Origin of the sequence: Achromobacter sp. MFA1 R4 (assembly GCF_900156745.1) — a bacterium.
GTDB lineage: Bacteria > Pseudomonadota > Gammaproteobacteria > Burkholderiales > Burkholderiaceae_B > Achromobacter.
In genome coordinates this window covers 2,902,687-2,919,378 of the sequence record NZ_LT707065.1, presented here as the reverse complement: position 1 = coordinate 2,919,378, position 16,692 = coordinate 2,902,687, and the positions used below count along the sequence as shown (strand labels likewise).

The following is a 16,692-nucleotide window of genomic DNA, read 5'->3' as shown; positions in this document are numbered from 1 at the left end:
AAAAAAAACAGCGAAAACCATGCGTAGCCCATCAGGATTGCTTTCTCGATTTTCCAGCGCCATGAGCGACGCGCGCTACTGGACCGGGCGCGCGTTCGCCAACCCGCGCACCTTCATGCTCATCGGCCTGATCGCGCTGGCCGTTTTCCTTTTCCTTTTCGCAGACACCCTGCAGATCGGCCTGTCCTGGGCGGGCGCGGCGCTGGGCGTGCTGCTGCTCCTGTGGCTCTGCGTCTACCTCTGGCGGCGGCGCCGCACGCGGCGCGCCAACCAGAAACTGGGCGACATGCTGGAACAGCAGGTGCAGGCGGGTGCCGCCGCCAGCCCCGCCGCCAACCGCAGCGAAATCGACGCGCTGCGCACCCGCCTGGCGCAGGCCGTGCGCACCATCAAGACGTCCAAGATCGGCCAGACGTCCGGCAACGAGGCGCTGTACGAGCTGCCCTGGTACATCGTCATCGGCAACCCCGCGGCGGGCAAGAGCAGCGCCGTCATCAATTCGGGCCTGCAGTTCCCCTTTGCCGACAAGAACGGCGCGGCCGTGCGCGGCGTGGGCGGCACGCGCAACTGCGACTGGTTCTTCACCACGGAAGGCATCCTGCTGGACACGGCCGGCCGCTATTCGGTGCACGAAGAAGACCGCAACGAGTGGATGAGCTTTCTGGATCTGCTCAAGCGGCATCGCCCGAAGGCGCCGATCAACGGCATCATCGTGGCGGCCAGCATCAGCGAGCTGACGGACGCCGGCCCCGAGTTCGCCATCAACCTGGCCAAGAACCTGCGCCAGCGCGTGCAGGAGCTGACCGACCGGCTGGAAGTCTTCGCGCCGGTATATGTGATTTTCACGAAGGCCGACCTGATCGCGGGTTTTTCCGAGTTCTTCGCCGATGCCGACGCGCGCGAGCGCGACCGCGTCTGGGGCGCGACGCTGCCGTACGGCGCCGACGAAAGCCGCGATGTGCTGGCGCTGTTCGACGAACGCTTCGACGAGCTCTATGAAGGCCTGAAGGAAATGGGCACGGCGCAGATCTCGCTGCGACGCAGCGGCGCCCTGCCTCCGGGGCTCTTGACCTTCCCGCTGGAATTCGCCGGCATCAAGCCGGCGCTGCGCACCTTTCTGTCCACGCTGTTCGAAACCAACCCGTTCCAGTACAAGCCCGTATTCCGGGGCTTTTACTTCACCAGCGCGCTGCAGGAAGGCGTGTCGCGCAGCACCTCGACCGAGAAGCTCGCGGAACGCTTCGCCTTGCGTCCCGCCTCGCGCGAAGCGGCGCGCAGCGTGACCTCGCACAATGGGTTCTTCCTGCGCGACCTGTTCTCCAGCGTGATCTTCGCCGACAAGAAACTGGTGCGCCAGCACGCCAGCCCGAACAAGGTCCGCATGCGCTACCTGACCTTCTTCGGCCTGGTGCTGGCGTTGGGACTGGTGCTGGGCGGCTGGAGCTGGTCGTACCTGGGCAACCGGCAACTGGCCAGCAATGTGCAGGCGGACCTGGACAAGGTGGTGCGCCTGCAAAGCGAACGCACCGACCTGCAAAGCCGCCTGGAAGCCATGGAGATCCTGCAGGACCGCATCGAGCAGCTGGACCGCTATTCGACGAGCCGGCCGCTGTCGCTGGGCCTGGGCCTGTACCAGGGCGACGTGCTCAAGCAGCGCCTGCTGGCCGAGTACTACAACGGCCTGCGCCAGTTCATGCTGGTGCCGGTCAAGGCCAGCCTGGAAGATTATCTGGGCCGCGTGGACGTCTCGCAGGCCGCGGCGGCCGGCGCCGCTCGCGCGGCGACGCCGCCACAGGCCCAGCCGGTGCGCGCCAATGCCGGCGATACGCTGTTCCAGGACGCCTCGCCCACCAACGTCGACGACGCCTATAACGCGCTCAAGACGTACCTGATGATGGCCAACCGCGAACACGTGGACCCCACGCACCTGTCCGACCAGATCACACGGTTCTGGCGCGGATGGCTGGAGACCAACCGCGGCGCCATGCCGCGCGACCAATTGATCCGCAGCGCCGAGCGCCTGATCTCGTTCTACGTGGCGCGTGCCGCCGATGCGGACTGGCCGCAGATCGAAACTAACCTCGCCATGGTGGAACGCACGCGCGGCAACCTGCGCAGCGTGATGCAGGGCATGCCAGCGCGCGAACGCGCCTATGCCACGCTGAAGGCGCGCGCCGCCACGCGCTTCCCCGCGATGACCGTCGCGCGCATCATGGGCGAGGCCGACGCCGCCATCGTGGCGGGCAGCTACGCGGTGCCGGGCACGTTCACGCGCGAGGCCTGGGAGCAGTACATCGAACCGGCCATCGGCGAAGCCGCGCGCCACGAAGTGCAGACCAGCGACTGGGTGCTGGGCGTGAATGCGCGCGACGATCTCACGCTGGAAGGCAGCCCCGAGCAGATCCAGAAGAGCCTGGCGACGATGTACAAGACCGAGTACGCGCAGGAGTGGCAGAAGATGCTGCGCGGGGTCACCATCAAGCCCTTTACGAGCTTCGATCAGGCGGTGCAGGGCATGAACCGCCTGGGCGACCCGCAGAACTCGCCGCTGGTCAAGCTCATCAACACCACGTACGAACAGACCTCCTGGGACAACCCGTCGCTGATCAACACCGGCATTGCGCAGGCGCAGACCGGCGTCGTGGCCTGGTTCAAGCGCGTGATCCTGCGCCAGAACCAGCCCGAGCCGACCGAGGCGGCGCCGGGCGGCGAGCAGATTCCGATGGGACCGGTGGGCCGCGAGTTCTCCGACGTGGCGCGCCTGGTCGTCACGCGCGACAACCAGTCCCTGCTGGGCAATTACATGAATGCCCTGTCCAAGATCCGCACGCGCTTTAACCAGATCAACAACCAGGGCGATCCCGGCCCGGGCGCGTTGCTGCTGATGCGCCAGACGCTGGAAGGCAAGGATTCGGAACTGGCCGACGCGCTCAAGCTGGTGGACGAGCAGATGCTCGCCGGCCTGACGCCGGCGCAGCGCGAGACGCTGCGGCCGCTGCTGGTGCGCCCGCTGATCCAGGGCTACGCCGTCGTCATGCAGCCGGCCCAGGCCGAGCTGAACAAGGTCTGGAACGCGCAGGTCTATCAGGCCTTCATGCAGAACCTGTCGGAGAAGTATCCGTTCTCGACCAAGGCGGGCCTGGAAGCCAGCGGCGAAGAGATCGCGCAGGTGTTCGGCCCGCAGGGCAGCATCGCCAAGTACGTCAATGAAACCCTGGGGCCGCTGACCGTGCGCCGGGGCGACATCCTCACGGCCCGCACGTGGGGCGACATGGGCATCGATCTGCAACCGTCGTTCACCGCCAACTTCGCACAATGGGTCGCGCCGCTGTCGGGTGGCGCGGCCGGTTCGGGCGCGGCCAGCCAGCCGCAGACCCTCTTCCAGATCCAGCCCAAGCCCGCGGGCGGGATCACGGAATACACCATCGAGATCGACGGCCAGCAACTGCGCTACCGCAACACGCCGCCGCAATGGGTCAACTTCGTCTGGCCCAACGCGCAAGGCGCGCCCGGCGCGCGCATCACGGCCACCGCCTTCGATGGCACCGTGGTCGAAATCGTGAACGAGCCCGGCCGCTTCGGCCTGGAGCGCCTGATTTCCGGCGCCCAGCGCAAGCCCAACCCGGACGGCAGCTTCGAGATGAGCTGGACCAAGTCCAACATCACCGTCCCGGTCCGGCTGCGCATCATCAGCAATGCCCAGGCCGCCAGCGCCGGCGGCACCGAGCCGGGCAGCCAGGGCCTGCGCAACCTGCGCCTGCCCGCCACGGTCGCGGGCACGTCCTCTCAACCCTCCGTCGCCCCGACGCCTGCCGGAGCGCAGCAATGAGCCATCCGCAGTCCCCCATGTTCCGTACGGCCTACTTCGGCAAGATTCCGTCGCGTGGCGACTTCGTCAAGAACACCTCGCATCCGCAGTTGATGGCGACGCTGGACGCCTGGGTCGCCAACACCATGGAGATCCTGGCGCAGGACCCGCACTGGAAAGCCCTGTACGACGAGGCGCAGCCGGTGCCATTCGCGGTGCTGGGCTCGCGCGGAAAGCTGGCCATCGCCGGCCATCTGCAGCCCAGCCGGGACCAGTCCGGGCGGCGCTTTCCCTTCATCAGCGCGACCTCCGTGGAAGTGTCGCGCCCGCTGGACTTCATCGCGCGCAGCCCGCTGGCCTTCAGCCGCATGTGGAATCGCATGGATGCGGCCGCCTCGCGCCTGATGCAGGAAGGCGACCCGGCTGCCGTGCTGCAGACGCTGAATGACCTGGAAGGCGAAATCCGCACGGCCGCCGATGACGGATTCGACGCCTTCATCGACCTGCAGACGATCGAGCGGGTGGAAGCCATGCTGCGCAGCAACGGCCACGCCGCCAACATGCACGACATCGTGCTGGCGCTGGGCATCCTGCTCGCGCCGGTCATGTCCAGCGGCTCATCGCAGCTGGACACCGGCCTGGCGCTGCCCCTGCCGGACGACCCGCTCTACATCAATCTGGTCGCGACCTACTGGATGACGCTCATCGCGCCGTTCCTCACCCGCGCCGATTTCGAGATCGCCATTTTCATCGGGCGGATCGCGGGCAAGCACCGGCTGGTGGTGGGCTTCCGCGGCGCATCGCCCCAGACGCTGGCGACGCTGCTGTCGACGCCGCAAACCCTGTCGCAGCACTACATCGTGCTGGAAGACGCGCCCTGGGTGCGTGACCACGTCAATGCCAGCCACGGCCTGGCCAAGCTGTCGAGCTATCTGGATCAACCGCGGCTGTCCCTGCGGCAGGCGCTGGAAACTTTCCGCGAAGTCTTTATCGGAGCCTAGGACATGCGCACTCTCTCTCTGGTCCTGGCCGCCGCCTGCTCCTGGTCGGCCTATGCCCAGGACGCGGCCACGGTGGTTCCGGCCAATGTCATTCCCCAACCCGGCCAGGTGGTCGCCAGCGGCGCGGTGCCGGACGAGGCCACCAAGGCCGACGTGCTGCAACGGCTGCAAAAAGTGTATGGCGTGGGCAACGTGATCGACCGCATCGATGTGGGCGGCGTCGTGGCACCGCCCAACTGGTCGCAACACGTCGGCAAGCTGCTGGACAGTCCGCTCAAGCAGATCAACCGTGGCCAGCTTGAAATCGACGGCACGCAGATCCGGCTGCGCGGCGAGGTGGACAACGAAGCCTCGCGCCAGCAGATCGCCAGCACCTTCGCGACTTCGCTCAATCCCACCTACAAGATCGTCAACGGCTTGCGCGTGTCGGCCAGCAAGGACGAGCAGGACGTGCTGGACAACCTGCTGAGCAATCGGGTCGTTGAGTTCGAGACCGGCAGCGCCCGCTTGACGGCGCGCGGCCGCGAGCTGCTGGACCGGGTGGCCGACGCGGTGCCCAAGCTGCGCGCCGACAAGATCCAGATCATCGGCCACACGGACAGCTCCGGCAGCCGCAGCACCAACCTGGCGCTCAGCCAGGCCCGCGCGGACGCGGTGCGGGATTATCTGGTGGACAAGGGACTGCCGGTGTCGCGCTTCGAGGCCATGGGCGCGGGCCCCGACCAGCCGGTGGCCACCAACGCCACGCCGGAAGGCCGCGCCAAGAACCGTCGCATCGAATTCCGCGCGGCGCGGTAAGGGTGCGTGGCGGGCAGCGGGACCGGGCCGGTCCCGCCACGCCGGCGCATGACAGGGGGTGCGCCCGGCCGGCGCCGCGGTCCCCGCGCGCCGGCTCGCCACGTCATGCGGCGGCCAGGCCGCCTCAACTGCCCTCGCCGGCCTTCTTGATACCGAGCAGCTCTTCCAGGCCCGACAGCGTTTCGTCGTTCTTGACCACCGTGCGCAGCCACAGGTGCAAGGACATTTCGCCCCAGCTCGCCGCCTTCTCGGCCAGATACGCGACCGGACTGTGCGGCTCGGTGCGCCGGAAGAATTCGGCCACTTCGCGCAATTGCGCCAGCGCCTGTTCGCGGGTCTGGATGGGGCCGCGCGCGGCGGCCGGTGCAGCGCCGTGCGCCGGCGCATCGACGGCGGGATGAGAATTGGTGGCGGACAAGGTGGGCTCCACTCGGACAGGCTCCGCGGGCGCGATGGACGCGGGCGGCGGGGCCGCTGCCTGGTCGGCGCGGACCAGCAGGCCGGCGTCGCGCGCGAACCGATGCACCAGCTCCCTGACAGTGCGCAGCGACTCGCGCACGCGCGAGAACGCCGGGCTGTCTTCGCCCAGCCGCTCGTCCAGCGTGCGCTCCAATTGCGCGAGCGCCTGCGCACAACCGTCGAGCTGCACATCCAGCTCGGAATAGAACGACGGCGGCGTATCGCGCCGCGCGGCATCGAAGCGGTCCAGCGTCAGCTTGCCGCGCGTCAGTTCATGGGCGTTGTCCGGCGTGCGTTTGACGGCATTGGCCAACTGGCTCGCCGCCTCCCACAGCACCGCGCCGTAACGCGCGCCATCGGCCTGGGTCAGCGGAATCTCGCCGATAAGCTGCTGCGACCGCGACAACAGCCACGCCAGATTGCCGACGCGCTGCTGCACGTCGCCATCTTCCGGCACCGGATGCAGGCCCTCCCAGTAATCGCGGCAAAGCCCATCGATCAGCAGATACCCATCGCGCAGGCCGGCAAATCCGCGCGTCTTGGCCCAGGCTTCCGCCAGCCAGGACGCAATGCGGATGTCTTTGCTGCGATCGCGCAGCACCGTCGTGCAAATGCGCGTCACCTCCGGCCAGTCGGCCTCTTTCAGGTCGATGACCCAGTCGCCCTGGTCGAGTTGCGGATCATCATGCCGACGCGCCTCGCGTATCGCGTCGAACTCAGGCGAAAAAACCAGATCGACGCCGCAAGGCGCGTCGCCGGGAATCGGTTGCAACAAGGCGTTGATGTCGGTCATAGGCGCAAGCATGTAAGTAGGCGCAAATCATCCCACAACTGTTTACGTATAACGTTCAAAGATGACACGTCCTATTACAAAGCGCATCACGATGCTTCGCTATGATTTGCGCTCTACCGAGGAGCCTTCATGACGACGAAATCGATCCGCATGCTGCCCGACGGGCGCTTCATTGCCGGCACCCCGCGCCGCGCGCCCGACGGCACCCTCGTTGGCGGAAACGGCCCGATCACCCGGGCGCCGGACGGCACCTACGTGGCCGGAACCCCGCAACGCGCGCCGGACGGCTCGTACAAAGGCGGCGGCGGCCCCGTGCGCATGGCGCCCGACGGTACCTTCGTGGTCGGCCCCGCGCGGCTCGCGCCGGACGGCTCGTATCTGTAAATCACTTTCTCGCGCGCACCATGTCCCAACGCTCCGTCATCCGCAAAGGCGATAGAACCTCGCACGGCGGCGTCGTCGTGACCGGCGACGAAACCGTCGTCATCTTCGGCCAACCCATGGCCCGCGTCGGCGACCGCGTCACCTGCCCGCAATGCGGCGACACCCACACCATCGTCGAAGGCGTGCAGAACGTCAGCTCGGACCGCATGACGGCGCTGGAAGGCATGCGCACGTCGTGCGGGGCGACGTTGATCGCTAGCCAGCATTTTTATCAGTTGGAATATGGTTGAGGGGGTGTGCGGTTGTGCCTGGGTCTATCCCTTCAAAAGGACGCTTGAAAGGCAGGTCGGAACGAGATTGGTGATCAGGCTCTGGTCCGCGATTCGCCGCACTGTCGCGCAGCCGCTATAGGTCACGCTCGCGGGTGTTCGAAGGGACCGCCACGGTGCCGACACCGCCAAGCGCGTATCGAATTTCCACCGGCTCCTTCTGGGCCAAAGTCTCAGGATTCTCCAACGCCTGGCGCGCGTGGAGGATCATTGCAGGCCCCGATGCCTGCACCACATATCGTTGCGTGGTCCCGATGATAGGGCCTTGGTACGTCTGCCCATTCATCGCTGAGTAGATCTGCACCTTGTCGCCAGCGGTGGCCTTCGCCAGGCTCACGGCAAGTTCCTGATCCAGATCCTGAATGTTCGCGCGTATCAGCCGGATCAGGCCGTTAGCGTCCCCGTGATAAGCACGAATGGACGCCTCAATCATTTCCTCGCGGTTGACCGCCTGCCAATCGATCCCGTACCCCGCCCCATGCGCAAGCTGGCCTATATACTCGCGCAGCGATCTTCCGTTCCCCTCGCGGAAGGGATGAAGGACATTCAGCTCGCCCAGGATTTCGCCTGCGCGTGCACTGAAAGCGTCGCTATCGAGCCCTTTAAGAAAGTTCTCATGGGACAAAGCGCCGGTGATCGTCGGCGCGTACGGCTTGATCTGCAAGAAGCTTGCGAAGCGCGTGTTGCCTTTCGAGATATCGACGGTTCGAATCTCACCAGCCCAGTCATACACATCGCCAAATAGGCGCTTGGTGGATGCGCTGCAAGTGAGCCAGGTCGAATGATCCGTGCACGGGCTCAACAGCCATCTCGTAGGACCGCACGGCGGCGAACGTTGCTTCAGCCCGCTCCAGCAGTTCAGGATCAGAAATTCCCAACCTGTTTTTCAGGACACCCGTCGCTGGGTCCACATAGGGGTCCAAGGTGTCTACTGGATACTTGGCCATCGTCGGCGGCGAAAGCGATCGACAGAAAAAAGCCGGCTGATTAAGCCGGCTTCTGAAAGTCGCCCGAGGCGATTCTCTGCTTCAGATGTCGAATCACATCCGCGAATTGGATCTCACCTTTGGCCACACGATGCAATTCGCTGATGGTTCGCGGGTCGGCCTCGACTCCTTCGAGGCGCTGATGGGCCACGGCGTTACGAATCGCACGGTCGGCGTCGAACTGGGTCGAAAATGTCGACATGGCGTTCCCCTGGTTAAGAAAAGCTATTTTAACTCAGGGGGCAAGGTTCCAGGGCGCGAAGCGTCCGATTCGGCACACCCGGCCGTCCATGCGCGTTGCCCTGATCGGGGCCGTCAAATGCTGCGCGAGCCGCGACGGGCAACCGTCGATCCTGACCCGCAATGACAAACGCCACCCAGGCGGGTGGCGTTTGTCATTGGTACTACTAGAGAATTCTGGTGGGCTGTGAGTGGCTCGAACACTCGACCTACGGATTAAGAGTCCGCTGCTCTACCAACTGAGCTAACAGCCCTGCAAGTCACTCACTTCGGAATCGCTGTTGCGTTTCATTATGTGTGTGCTGCGAAGAAGAAAGATTATATGGGGCTTTTTTTCTTTGTGCAAGTCGTCCTGCAAAAAATTTGATGCGGATCGGCATCACGCCGCGTAGCCGCCGTCCACGGCGAGGCTGGCGCCGGTGAGGTAGCGGCCTTCGGGGCCGGCCAGGAAGGCCACTGTTCCGGCGATGTCGCGGGGTTCGCCGTAGTGGGGCAAGGACAGCACGGCCACCAGGTCCGCGGCGCGGTCGCCGTCGGCGGGGTTCATGTCGGTGTCGATGGGGCCGGGGTGGACGATGTTTACCGTGATGCCGCGCGGGCCCAGGTCGCGCGCCAGGCCCTGGGTCAGGCCGACCAGCGCGGCCTTGCTGGCGGCGTAGAGCGCGACGCCGGCGCGGCCTGCGCGGGCGGCCAGGCAACTGCCGATGTTGATGATGCGTCCGCCGTCGAGCATGGACGCCTGCGCTGCCTGGATGGCGACGAACGGGGCGCGCACGTTGATGTCCATTGTGCGCTCGTAGTCGTCCAGGCTGGCGTCGCCGATGGCGCCGGCCAGGAAGACGCCGGCGTTGTTGACCAGGATGTCGACCGGGCCGAGTTCGCGGATGGCCTCTTTTACGGCGTGGCTGACCGCGGCGGCGTCCGCGGAATCGGCCTGGATCGCCCTGGCGCGGCGGCCCTGCGCCGCCAGTTCCTGCACCAGCACCTGCGCGGGCGCGGCGGAGGAAGCGCTGACGTAGGTGAAGGCCACGTCCGCGCCGTCGGCGGCGAGGCGTCGCACGATGGCGGCGCCGATGCCGCGGCTGCCGCCGGTGACGAAGGCCACTTTTCCGTTCAGGTTCTGCATCTTCAACCTCATTTTGTATTGATCAGTACAAATATCATCGCCGCGGCCGTCGCCTCGCGTCAACAATTTTTTATCGATCAACACAAAATAGGCCGCGCGGGTAAAATCGCGGGCATGGCTGAACGTGGGCGCCCCCGGAACTTTGACCGTGACCAGGCTTTGAAGAAGGCCATGGAAGTTTTCTGGTCGAAGGGATATGAAGGAGCATCGCTGACCGATCTGACGGAAGCGATGGGCATCAATTCGCCCAGTCTTTATGGGGCGTTCGGGTCCAAGGAGAGCCTGTTCCGCGAAGCCGTCGCGCTCTACCGGGAAACCGAGGGAGGTTCCGCGCGGCGCGCGCTGCTCGAGGCCCCGACCGCGCGCGATGCCATGCACGCGATGCTGCTTGCGTCCGCCGAACGCTTCACGACGCCGGGCCTGCCGCCCGGCTGCATGATCGTGCTGGGCGCGCCCGCCGGCTGTGAAAGCCACGCCGGCGTGGGCGATTTTCTGGGGGACAACCGGCGCGAGATGCAGAGCCGCATCCTGGCGCGCCTGAGCGCGGGCGCCGCGCAAGGCGAACTGCCCGCCGGGGCCGACCTGAAGGGACTGGCGGCCTTTTACACGACGGTGCTGCACGGCATGTCCATCCAGGCCCGCGACGGCGCCAGCCGCAAAACGCTGCAGGCGGTGGCGCGGCAGGCGATGCGCGCCTGGGACGCACTGGCCGGCGACGTGACGCCCCCCTCCGGCGCTCCCCCGGGTCGCGCCCGCAACTGACGGATGCCGTCATGTTCCGCGTTGACCTTCGGCGTCTCATCCTGTGGATCAGCCTGCTGTCGGTCATTGTGGTGCTGGCGGGCGGCCTGCACGCCAGTTACCTGGTGCAGCGCGACCTGTTGCTGCAGAACGCGCTTGAAGTGAACCGGGTGTACGCGGCCAAGCTTGCCGTCACCACCGACAGCCTGCTCAGCGACATCCGCCGCTATCTGGCGTACAGCGCCGACGCCCTGGCCGACATGGAAAGCCACCCCGAGCAGATGACCGCCGAGACACGGCGGCTCGAACAGCAGCTCGGCCACTTCAATTCCACCTTCGTCGCGTCGCCGCAAGGCAAGGTGCTGGCGGTGTCGACGTCCTACCCGCAACTGCTGGGGCATCAGCTCGTCAGCGATGCGGTCAGGGAGGCGCTGGCGGCCCGGCAGCCGACGATCAGCGAACCCTTCAAGGCGAGCAACGGCCGGTGGCAGATCCTCTACACCCAGCCGATCTTTTCGCGCGATTACCGGTATCTGGGATTCATTGCCGGTTCGCTCTACCTGCACGAGGACAACGTGCTGGACCGGCTGCTGGACCGGCACTTCTACCGCGACGGGTCGTTTCTCTACGTCATCGACCGCAAGGGCACGCTGATCTACCACCCCGATCGCAGCCAGCTTGGCAAGACCGCGCCCGACAGCGAGGTGTTCGCGCCCGCCCGGCGCGGAGAGGCCGGCGGACGGCGTTTTGTGGACGCCGAGGGGCAGGAGATGGTGGCGGGCTACGCACCCGTGGCCAGCACCGGCTGGAGCATCATCGCCCAGCGTCCCGTGGCCAGCACGCTGCAGCCGCTGGGCGACCTGCTGATGGCTACGGCGCGCAACACCTTGCCGCTGTTGCTGCTTGCCGTGGCGCTGATCTGGCTGCTGTCGCGCTGGATCGCGCGGCCGCTGGGCCAGATGGCCAGCATCGCCAAGCGCATGCAGGATCCGGATTCCGCCGACCGCATCCGCGAGGTCCGCTCATGGTATTTCGAGGCCGCGCAGCTCAAGCGCGCGCTGTCGATGGGGCTGGCGTCGATTCATCACAAGCTCACCGACCTGCGCCGCGAAAGCACGACCGATACGTTGACGGGGCTCTTGAACCGGCGCGGCATGGACGAGGCGCTTGCCCTGGTGACGGCCGAGGGTACGCCGGTGGCGATCGTGGCGGTGGACGTCGACCACTTCAAGCGCATCAACGACCGCTATGGCCACGCCGCGGGCGATCGGGCGCTGCAGGCGCTGGCGCAAGTCATGCGTGAGTGCTCGCGCGGCGGCGATGTGCTCGCGCGCACGGGGGGAGAGGAATTCGTCATGCTGCTGCCGGGCGCCAGCATGACGGCGGCCATCGCCATCGCGCAGCGGCTGCGCATGCGCCTGGCGTCCAGCGAGGCCTCGCCGCTGCCCGCCCCCATCACCATTTCGGCGGGCGTGGCGCACCATCCGGAACAGGGCGCGACGCTGGACGCCGCTCTGCAGCGGGCGGATCAGGCGCTCTACTACGCCAAGAACCACGGGCGGGACGGGGTTTGCGTGGCGGACGATGCCGTGCCGGAAGGTTTCCGGCGGGTATCCGCTCCCTGACCCGGCTTCGGGGCCGCCCCGCGCCTGAACTACTTGCCCTTGGCGGGCGCGGGCGCCTTGGGCGGCTTGCGCATCTGCTCCAGCAGCGGGCCGCAGGCGTTCTCGTCCGTGGTGCTGGGCGCGATCAGCGCCAGCAGGCCGGCCGCGGGCGTCAGCAACACCCCCAGCGCCACCATGCCCGCGCCGCGCGCCGCGAGCGGCGCCACGTGCACGCCCACGTCGGGCGACCCGAAAGACCCGCGCACATACAGCGGCGAGCGCAGCGAAAAGATGCGGAATCCCTTGCTGTCTGGCGAGATGTCCAGGTCCACCGTCTCGTCCTTGAAGTTGGCCGTGCCCGAAATGCTGATCAGCGCGTTCTCGGTATCGAAGACGAAGACGCGCGGGGTCATCACGCCACGCTTGAGTTCAAGGTCGGCCGCGCCGCAGTTGATCTGCACTTCGTCGTCGCCGAACAGTTTGGAGACGACGTAATTGGCCACGTTCAGGCCCGCCAGCTCCATCAGGCTGCGGCTGATCACGCCATCGTTGACCAGCATTTTCACGTCGCCCGTCGCGGTGCCGAGCAAGGCGGCCACGGAGTTTCCGGCGCCGCTTATCGCCAGGTCGCCGTTCAGTTCGCCCAGCGTCTTCTGCATGGATTCGGCCGACGGAAAGAGCTGCTTGAGCTGCAGGCGGCGCGCGCGCATATCGACGCGGCCCGTGAGGGGCGTGCCGGACCCGTCGAGTCGCGCCGTGGCGCTCATGGTTCCGCCCGCCATGCCGAAGCGCAGCGGATCGAGCGTGAGCTTGCCATCCTGCAGCACGACGTGCGCCGACAGGTCGGACAGCGGCAGCTTGCTGGCGTGGACGATGCGCGCGGCGTCCAGCGAGACGTCGGCATCCATGTCGCGCCAGCGGTCGGTGCGAAACGCCTGGGTGGGCAGCACCTTGCCGCCCTTGGGCTTGGCGGGCGCGTCCGCGGACTTGTCCGAGGCGGCGGCCGCCCCCCCGCCCGAAGGCACGCCGATCAGGGGCCCCAGGTCGGCCATGCGCAGGAGCTTGGAGGACAGCTTGCCGGTCAGCTTGGGACGCGGCGCACCCAGCGCGAAAGTGATGTCCCCGCGCAGGTCGCTGTCGCCGACCTTGCCGTTGAAATCCCGGTACTCGAACACCGCGCCGCCCGGATTCTGCAGCTTGGCCACGAGATGACCATCGGTGCTGTAGGGCGGCGTGTCGGGCAGCGTCACGCCGGTCAGCGGATAGAGCTGCGCCATGGAGGCGCCCGACAGTTTCAGGTGCAGGTCCAGCGCGCCCAGGTTGACGGGATCGGTCAGCGTGCCGGCGACCGACGCGCGCGTGCCGCCGATGGCGACGTCGGCCTGCAAGGGGAATGGCTGCCGGGGATCCTGCATTGCCAGCATGCCGCCGACCTTGCCCTCGCCCTTGGTCGGCAGGCCCTTGTACTTGCCGTCGACCTTCCAGCCGAACACGTAGTCGCGCGGGGCCGGGGCCGATCCGTCCTGCGGCACGAAGGACTTGCCGGCCACGTCGGCGAACGGCACGGGCTTGCCCAGCGGGTCGACCAGCACGGTCAGGTCGGCTTTGAGCATCTGGTCGACGAACCCGACGCGTCCTTTGTCAAAGCCGATCTCGTTGATGTCCAGCACCCAGGGCGACGGCTCGCCCGACTCGGGAAGGGTAAAGACCCAGTTCGCGCGACCGTCTTCCAGCCGCTCCAGGTCCGCGGCCGGCTCGGTCAGCTGGATGCGGCGGATGACCACGCGCTGGGCGAGCAGCGGCAAGGGCGCCAGGCTGAACTCGCCGCGCTTGAGCGTGGCGAAATGCGGCGCCTTGGCCCAGGGCGCGTTGGCGATCGTAATGTCGTGGGCGACCACGCGCGGCCAGGGCACCCACGACCGCCAGCCGCCTTCGCCCGTTTCGCGCTCCCAGCGCACGCTCAGGTCGCCGTTGATCGCAAAGGGCCGGCCGAGGGCGGCACTGGCCCGCTCATTGATCATGGGCTTGGCGCGGTTCCAATCAAAAGTGGCGACCACGACCACCAAGACCGCCACCAACAGGGCAATGCCCCCTACAATCCCGATCGCTATTTTTCTTGTTCGCGTCATGGTTACTATCCTTGGCTTGCTGCCGGCCACCCGGTGCCGGCCATGGTTACCACCCAAGGGTATCGCGGCCCGCAGCGCCGGCCGGACTGGGCAGCGCCATAATGTGTACGGATTTTTCCAGGCGTCGCATCGGAGAGGTCCGGCCCGGCGCAGGCGCCCGCGTGACTGGGCAGCAAGCGCCGTACCCGGGCTGCGCGCGACCGTTACAAAGAGAGATGACTCGGGCGGGTGGAATCAGCCGGATTCCCCGCAATTGCCGAATTTTTGACGACGGCGCGGTTCCAATGGCATTTGATCGAATCCGCCCGAGCCGGGCCGGACAGCAGAACAACCTGGAGGCCCGATGCGGCATTCAACCCTGATTTTCGTTGTGGCGGCCTTTGCGCTGCTGACGCTCAGCCGCCTGGCCCTGGCGCTCTGGCAATGGCAGCGCGTGCGCAATGCGGGCGGCCTCGCGCCCCTGCTGCTGCGCGGGCTGCGCATCGACGCGCATCAGATCGCGGTGCTGGCGGCGCTGCCGGCCGTGCTGTCGCCGCTGTTCGGCCACATCCCCGCCGCCGCCGCCGTGACTTCGGTGTGGTACCTGGTTGCCTTCGTCCTGCTGGCTTTCCTGGAAGTGGCCACGCCGCCCTTCATCATCGAGTACGACTCGCGCCCCAACCGGCTGTTCGTGGAATACCTGAAGCACCCGCGCGAGGTCTCGGGCATGCTCTGGCGCGGCTACAAGGGCGCGCTGCTGGGCGGACTGGGCGCCCTGGCGGTGATCGGCTGGGCCGCCTGGGCCCTGCTCGGCCACGCGCGCCCCGATGCGCCCCTGACGTGGTGGCAGATGCCGCTTGCCAGCGTGGCCATCCTGGCGGTGGTGATCCTGGCCATCCGCGGCACTTTGAGCCATCGTCCCATCAATCCCTCGTCGGTGGCCTACTGCGCCGACGGCATGCTCAATACCCTGGCGCTGAACTCGCTCTATAACGTCTTCTATGCGGTCTACAGCATGAAGAACGAGAAGTCGGCGTCCGCGGTGTATGGCGGCATGGACGACGACAAGATGCACGAAATCGTGCTTGCGCAGTCCGGCCTGCCGTATCCGCCGCGCAATCCCGACTTCCCCAGCCTGCATCCCCAGCCCGCGACGCGCCAGACGCCGCGTCCGCTCAACCTGGTGATCATTCTTGAAGAGAGCCTGGGCGCGCAGTACAGCGCCGCGCTGGGCGGGGCCGACCTGACGCCGGAGCTGGACGCGCTGGCGCGCGAGGCCTGGACCTTCACGCGCGCCTACGCCACCGGCACCCGCTCGGTGCGGGGCCTGGAGGCCGTGACCACCGGCTTTTTGCCCACCCCCGCGCAGGCGGTGCTCAAGCTGCCCCGGTCACAGCGCGGCTTTTTCTCGCTGGCCGACCTGCTGGGCCGCCATGGCTATCACTCGCGCTTCATCTATGGCGGCGAGTCGCACTTCGACAACATGAAGGGCTTTTTCCTGGGCAACGGCTTCCGGGAGATCGTGGACCGGCAGGACTTCGTCGACCCCGCCTTCGTCGGCACCTGGGGCGCGTCGGACGAGGACATGTTCAACCAGCTCGACCGCCTGCTGCGCGAGGACGGCGACCGGCCTTCCTTCACGCTGGCCTTCAGCGTATCCAACCATTCGCCCTGGGAGTACCCGGAGGGCCGCATCCAGACCGAGGGCAATCCGGCCACGGTGGAAAACACCGTGCGCTACGCGGACTGGGCGCTGGGCCGCTTCTTTGAACGCGCCAAGGCCTCGCCCTACTGGGAAAACACCGTCTTCCTGGTGGCGGCCGACCACGACTCGCGCGTGTTCGGCGCCAGCCTGGTGCCGGTGCGCCATTTCCATATCCCCGCGGTCATCCTGGGCGCCGGCATCGCGGCGCGGCGCGACGACCGCCTGATCAGCCAGATCGACCTGCCGCCGACGCTGCTGTCGCTGATCGGCGTGGATACGGAACACCCGATGATCGGGCACGACCTCACGCGCAGCACGCCCGGGCGCGCCATCATGCAGTACGACAACACCTACGGTTACCTGAAGGGCGATGACCTGCTGGTGCTGGCGCCCAACAAGACCCCGGTGCAGTACCGCTACACGGCGCCCGAAGACTACGCGCCCGTGCCGCTGGACGCGGGCCTGGCCACCGAGGCGCTGGCGCACGCGCTGTGGCCGAGCTGGGCTTACCGAGAAGGCCGGTATTGCCTGCCGTCGCAGGCTCCGGTGCAGACCGAGCCGCGCACGCAGCCGGCCAGCTGAGCCGGCGGCGCGGCGCGGCCCGGCAACG

General features: G+C 67.0%; 13 protein-coding genes and 1 tRNA gene. 8 read left to right on the top strand and 6 right to left on the bottom strand.

Annotation, left to right across the window (positions count from 1 at the left end; all coding sequences use genetic code 11):
• Positions 1 to 61 precede the first annotated feature (61 nt).
• Genes tssM through BXA00_RS13255 form a run of 3 tightly spaced genes read left to right on the top strand, consistent with a single transcriptional unit; the run spans position 62 to position 5,607 of the window.
• The gene (gene tssM, locus BXA00_RS13265; RefSeq protein WP_231952251.1) at positions 62 to 3,829 is read left to right on the top strand and encodes a type VI secretion system membrane subunit TssM; all 3,768 of its coding nucleotides are present in this window, start codon (positions 62 to 64) and stop codon (positions 3,827 to 3,829) included.
• Positions 3,826 to 4,809 (top strand): type VI secretion system-associated protein TagF, encoded by a 984-nt coding sequence (gene tagF, locus BXA00_RS13260; protein WP_076518907.1) that lies wholly within the window; start codon positions 3,826 to 3,828, stop codon positions 4,807 to 4,809. Before tssM ends, tagF begins: the two co-directional genes overlap by 4 nt.
• Positions 4,810 to 4,812: 3 nt before the next feature.
• A complete protein-coding gene (locus BXA00_RS13255; protein ID WP_076518906.1) occupies positions 4,813 to 5,607 on the top strand; it encodes an OmpA family protein in 795 nt (264 codons plus the stop codon).
• Between the two features lie 124 nt (positions 5,608 to 5,731).
• On the opposite strand, the gene tssA is transcribed toward BXA00_RS13255, so the two are convergent.
• Complete coding sequence (gene tssA, locus BXA00_RS13250; protein WP_076518905.1) at positions 5,732 to 6,859, bottom strand: type VI secretion system protein TssA; 1,128 nt, start codon at positions 6,857 to 6,859, stop codon at positions 5,732 to 5,734.
• A 129-nt stretch (positions 6,860 to 6,988) separates the two neighbouring features.
• Here tssA and BXA00_RS13245 point away from each other — a divergent pair, with 129 nt between their 5' ends.
• Positions 6,989 to 7,243 (top strand): hypothetical protein, encoded by a 255-nt coding sequence (locus BXA00_RS13245; protein WP_076518904.1) that lies wholly within the window; start codon positions 6,989 to 6,991, stop codon positions 7,241 to 7,243.
• Between the two features lie 20 nt (positions 7,244 to 7,263).
• Positions 7,264 to 7,533 carry a PAAR domain-containing protein gene (locus BXA00_RS13240; RefSeq protein ID WP_076518903.1) on the top strand — a complete coding sequence of 90 codons (270 nt, stop codon included), beginning with the start codon at positions 7,264 to 7,266 and terminating at the stop codon, positions 7,531 to 7,533.
• Positions 7,534 to 7,648: 115 nt separating this feature from the next.
• Here BXA00_RS13240 and BXA00_RS13235 read toward each other — a convergent pair whose 3' ends face one another.
• The 4 genes from BXA00_RS13235 to BXA00_RS13220 all read right to left on the bottom strand — a co-directional run bounded on the left by BXA00_RS13235 (position 7,649) and on the right by BXA00_RS13220 (position 9,924).
• Positions 7,649 to 8,374 carry a Fic family protein gene (locus BXA00_RS13235; RefSeq protein ID WP_197685575.1) on the bottom strand — a complete coding sequence of 242 codons (726 nt, stop codon included), beginning with the start codon at positions 8,372 to 8,374 and terminating at the stop codon, positions 7,649 to 7,651.
• Positions 8,375 to 8,559: 185 nt separating this feature from the next.
• A complete protein-coding gene (locus BXA00_RS13230) occupies positions 8,560 to 8,760 on the bottom strand; it encodes an antitoxin VbhA family protein (protein WP_076518901.1) in 201 nt (66 codons plus the stop codon).
• A gap of 216 nt (positions 8,761 to 8,976) precedes the next feature.
• A tRNA-Lys gene (locus BXA00_RS13225) sits at positions 8,977 to 9,052 on the bottom strand.
• A gap of 125 nt (positions 9,053 to 9,177) precedes the next feature.
• Positions 9,178 to 9,924 carry an SDR family oxidoreductase gene (locus BXA00_RS13220; RefSeq protein ID WP_076518900.1) on the bottom strand — a complete coding sequence of 249 codons (747 nt, stop codon included), beginning with the start codon at positions 9,922 to 9,924 and terminating at the stop codon, positions 9,178 to 9,180.
• A gap of 114 nt (positions 9,925 to 10,038) precedes the next feature.
• On the opposite strand from BXA00_RS13220, the gene BXA00_RS13215 reads away from it, so the two are divergent.
• Entirely contained in the window at positions 10,039 to 10,686 is a 648-nt protein-coding gene (locus tag BXA00_RS13215; RefSeq protein ID WP_076518899.1) for a TetR/AcrR family transcriptional regulator, read from the top strand.
• A gap of 11 nt (positions 10,687 to 10,697) precedes the next feature.
• Positions 10,698 to 12,290 (top strand): diguanylate cyclase, encoded by a 1,593-nt coding sequence (locus BXA00_RS13210; protein WP_076518898.1) that lies wholly within the window; start codon positions 10,698 to 10,700, stop codon positions 12,288 to 12,290.
• Between the two features lie 29 nt (positions 12,291 to 12,319).
• Here the strand turns inward: BXA00_RS13210 and BXA00_RS13205 are convergent, their stop codons facing one another.
• Entirely contained in the window at positions 12,320 to 14,398 is a 2,079-nt protein-coding gene (locus tag BXA00_RS13205; RefSeq protein WP_076518897.1) for an AsmA family protein, read from the bottom strand.
• A gap of 343 nt (positions 14,399 to 14,741) precedes the next feature.
• Here BXA00_RS13205 and BXA00_RS13200 point away from each other — a divergent pair, with 343 nt between their 5' ends.
• Positions 14,742 to 16,664 (top strand): LTA synthase family protein, encoded by a 1,923-nt coding sequence (locus BXA00_RS13200; protein WP_076518896.1) that lies wholly within the window; start codon positions 14,742 to 14,744, stop codon positions 16,662 to 16,664.
• The last annotated feature ends 28 nt before the right edge of the window (positions 16,665 to 16,692 follow it).

Excerpts from the sequence above, each read along its gene's own strand:
- BXA00_RS13200 (WP_076518896.1), top strand. The coding sequence starts at position 14,742 with ATGCGGCATTCAACCCTGATTTTCGTTGTGGCGGCCTTTGCGCTGCTG.
- BXA00_RS13255 (WP_076518906.1), top strand. The coding sequence starts at position 4,813 with ATGCGCACTCTCTCTCTGGTCCTGGCCGCCGCCTGCTCCTGGTCGGCC.
- BXA00_RS13205 (WP_076518897.1), bottom strand. The coding sequence starts at position 14,398 with ATGACGCGAACAAGAAAAATAGCGATCGGGATTGTAGGGGGCATTGCC.
- tssA (WP_076518905.1), bottom strand. The coding sequence starts at position 6,859 with ATGACCGACATCAACGCCTTGTTGCAACCGATTCCCGGCGACGCGCCT.
- BXA00_RS13240 (WP_076518903.1), top strand. The coding sequence starts at position 7,264 with ATGTCCCAACGCTCCGTCATCCGCAAAGGCGATAGAACCTCGCACGGC.
- tssM (WP_231952251.1), top strand. The coding sequence starts at position 62 with ATGAGCGACGCGCGCTACTGGACCGGGCGCGCGTTCGCCAACCCGCGC.
- BXA00_RS13220 (WP_076518900.1), bottom strand. The coding sequence starts at position 9,924 with ATGCAGAACCTGAACGGAAAAGTGGCCTTCGTCACCGGCGGCAGCCGC.
- BXA00_RS13215 (WP_076518899.1), top strand. The coding sequence starts at position 10,039 with ATGGCTGAACGTGGGCGCCCCCGGAACTTTGACCGTGACCAGGCTTTG.
- tagF (WP_076518907.1), top strand. The coding sequence starts at position 3,826 with ATGAGCCATCCGCAGTCCCCCATGTTCCGTACGGCCTACTTCGGCAAG.
- BXA00_RS13210 (WP_076518898.1), top strand. The coding sequence starts at position 10,698 with ATGTTCCGCGTTGACCTTCGGCGTCTCATCCTGTGGATCAGCCTGCTG.
- BXA00_RS13230 (WP_076518901.1), bottom strand. The coding sequence starts at position 8,760 with ATGTCGACATTTTCGACCCAGTTCGACGCCGACCGTGCGATTCGTAAC.
- BXA00_RS13245 (WP_076518904.1), top strand. The coding sequence starts at position 6,989 with ATGACGACGAAATCGATCCGCATGCTGCCCGACGGGCGCTTCATTGCC.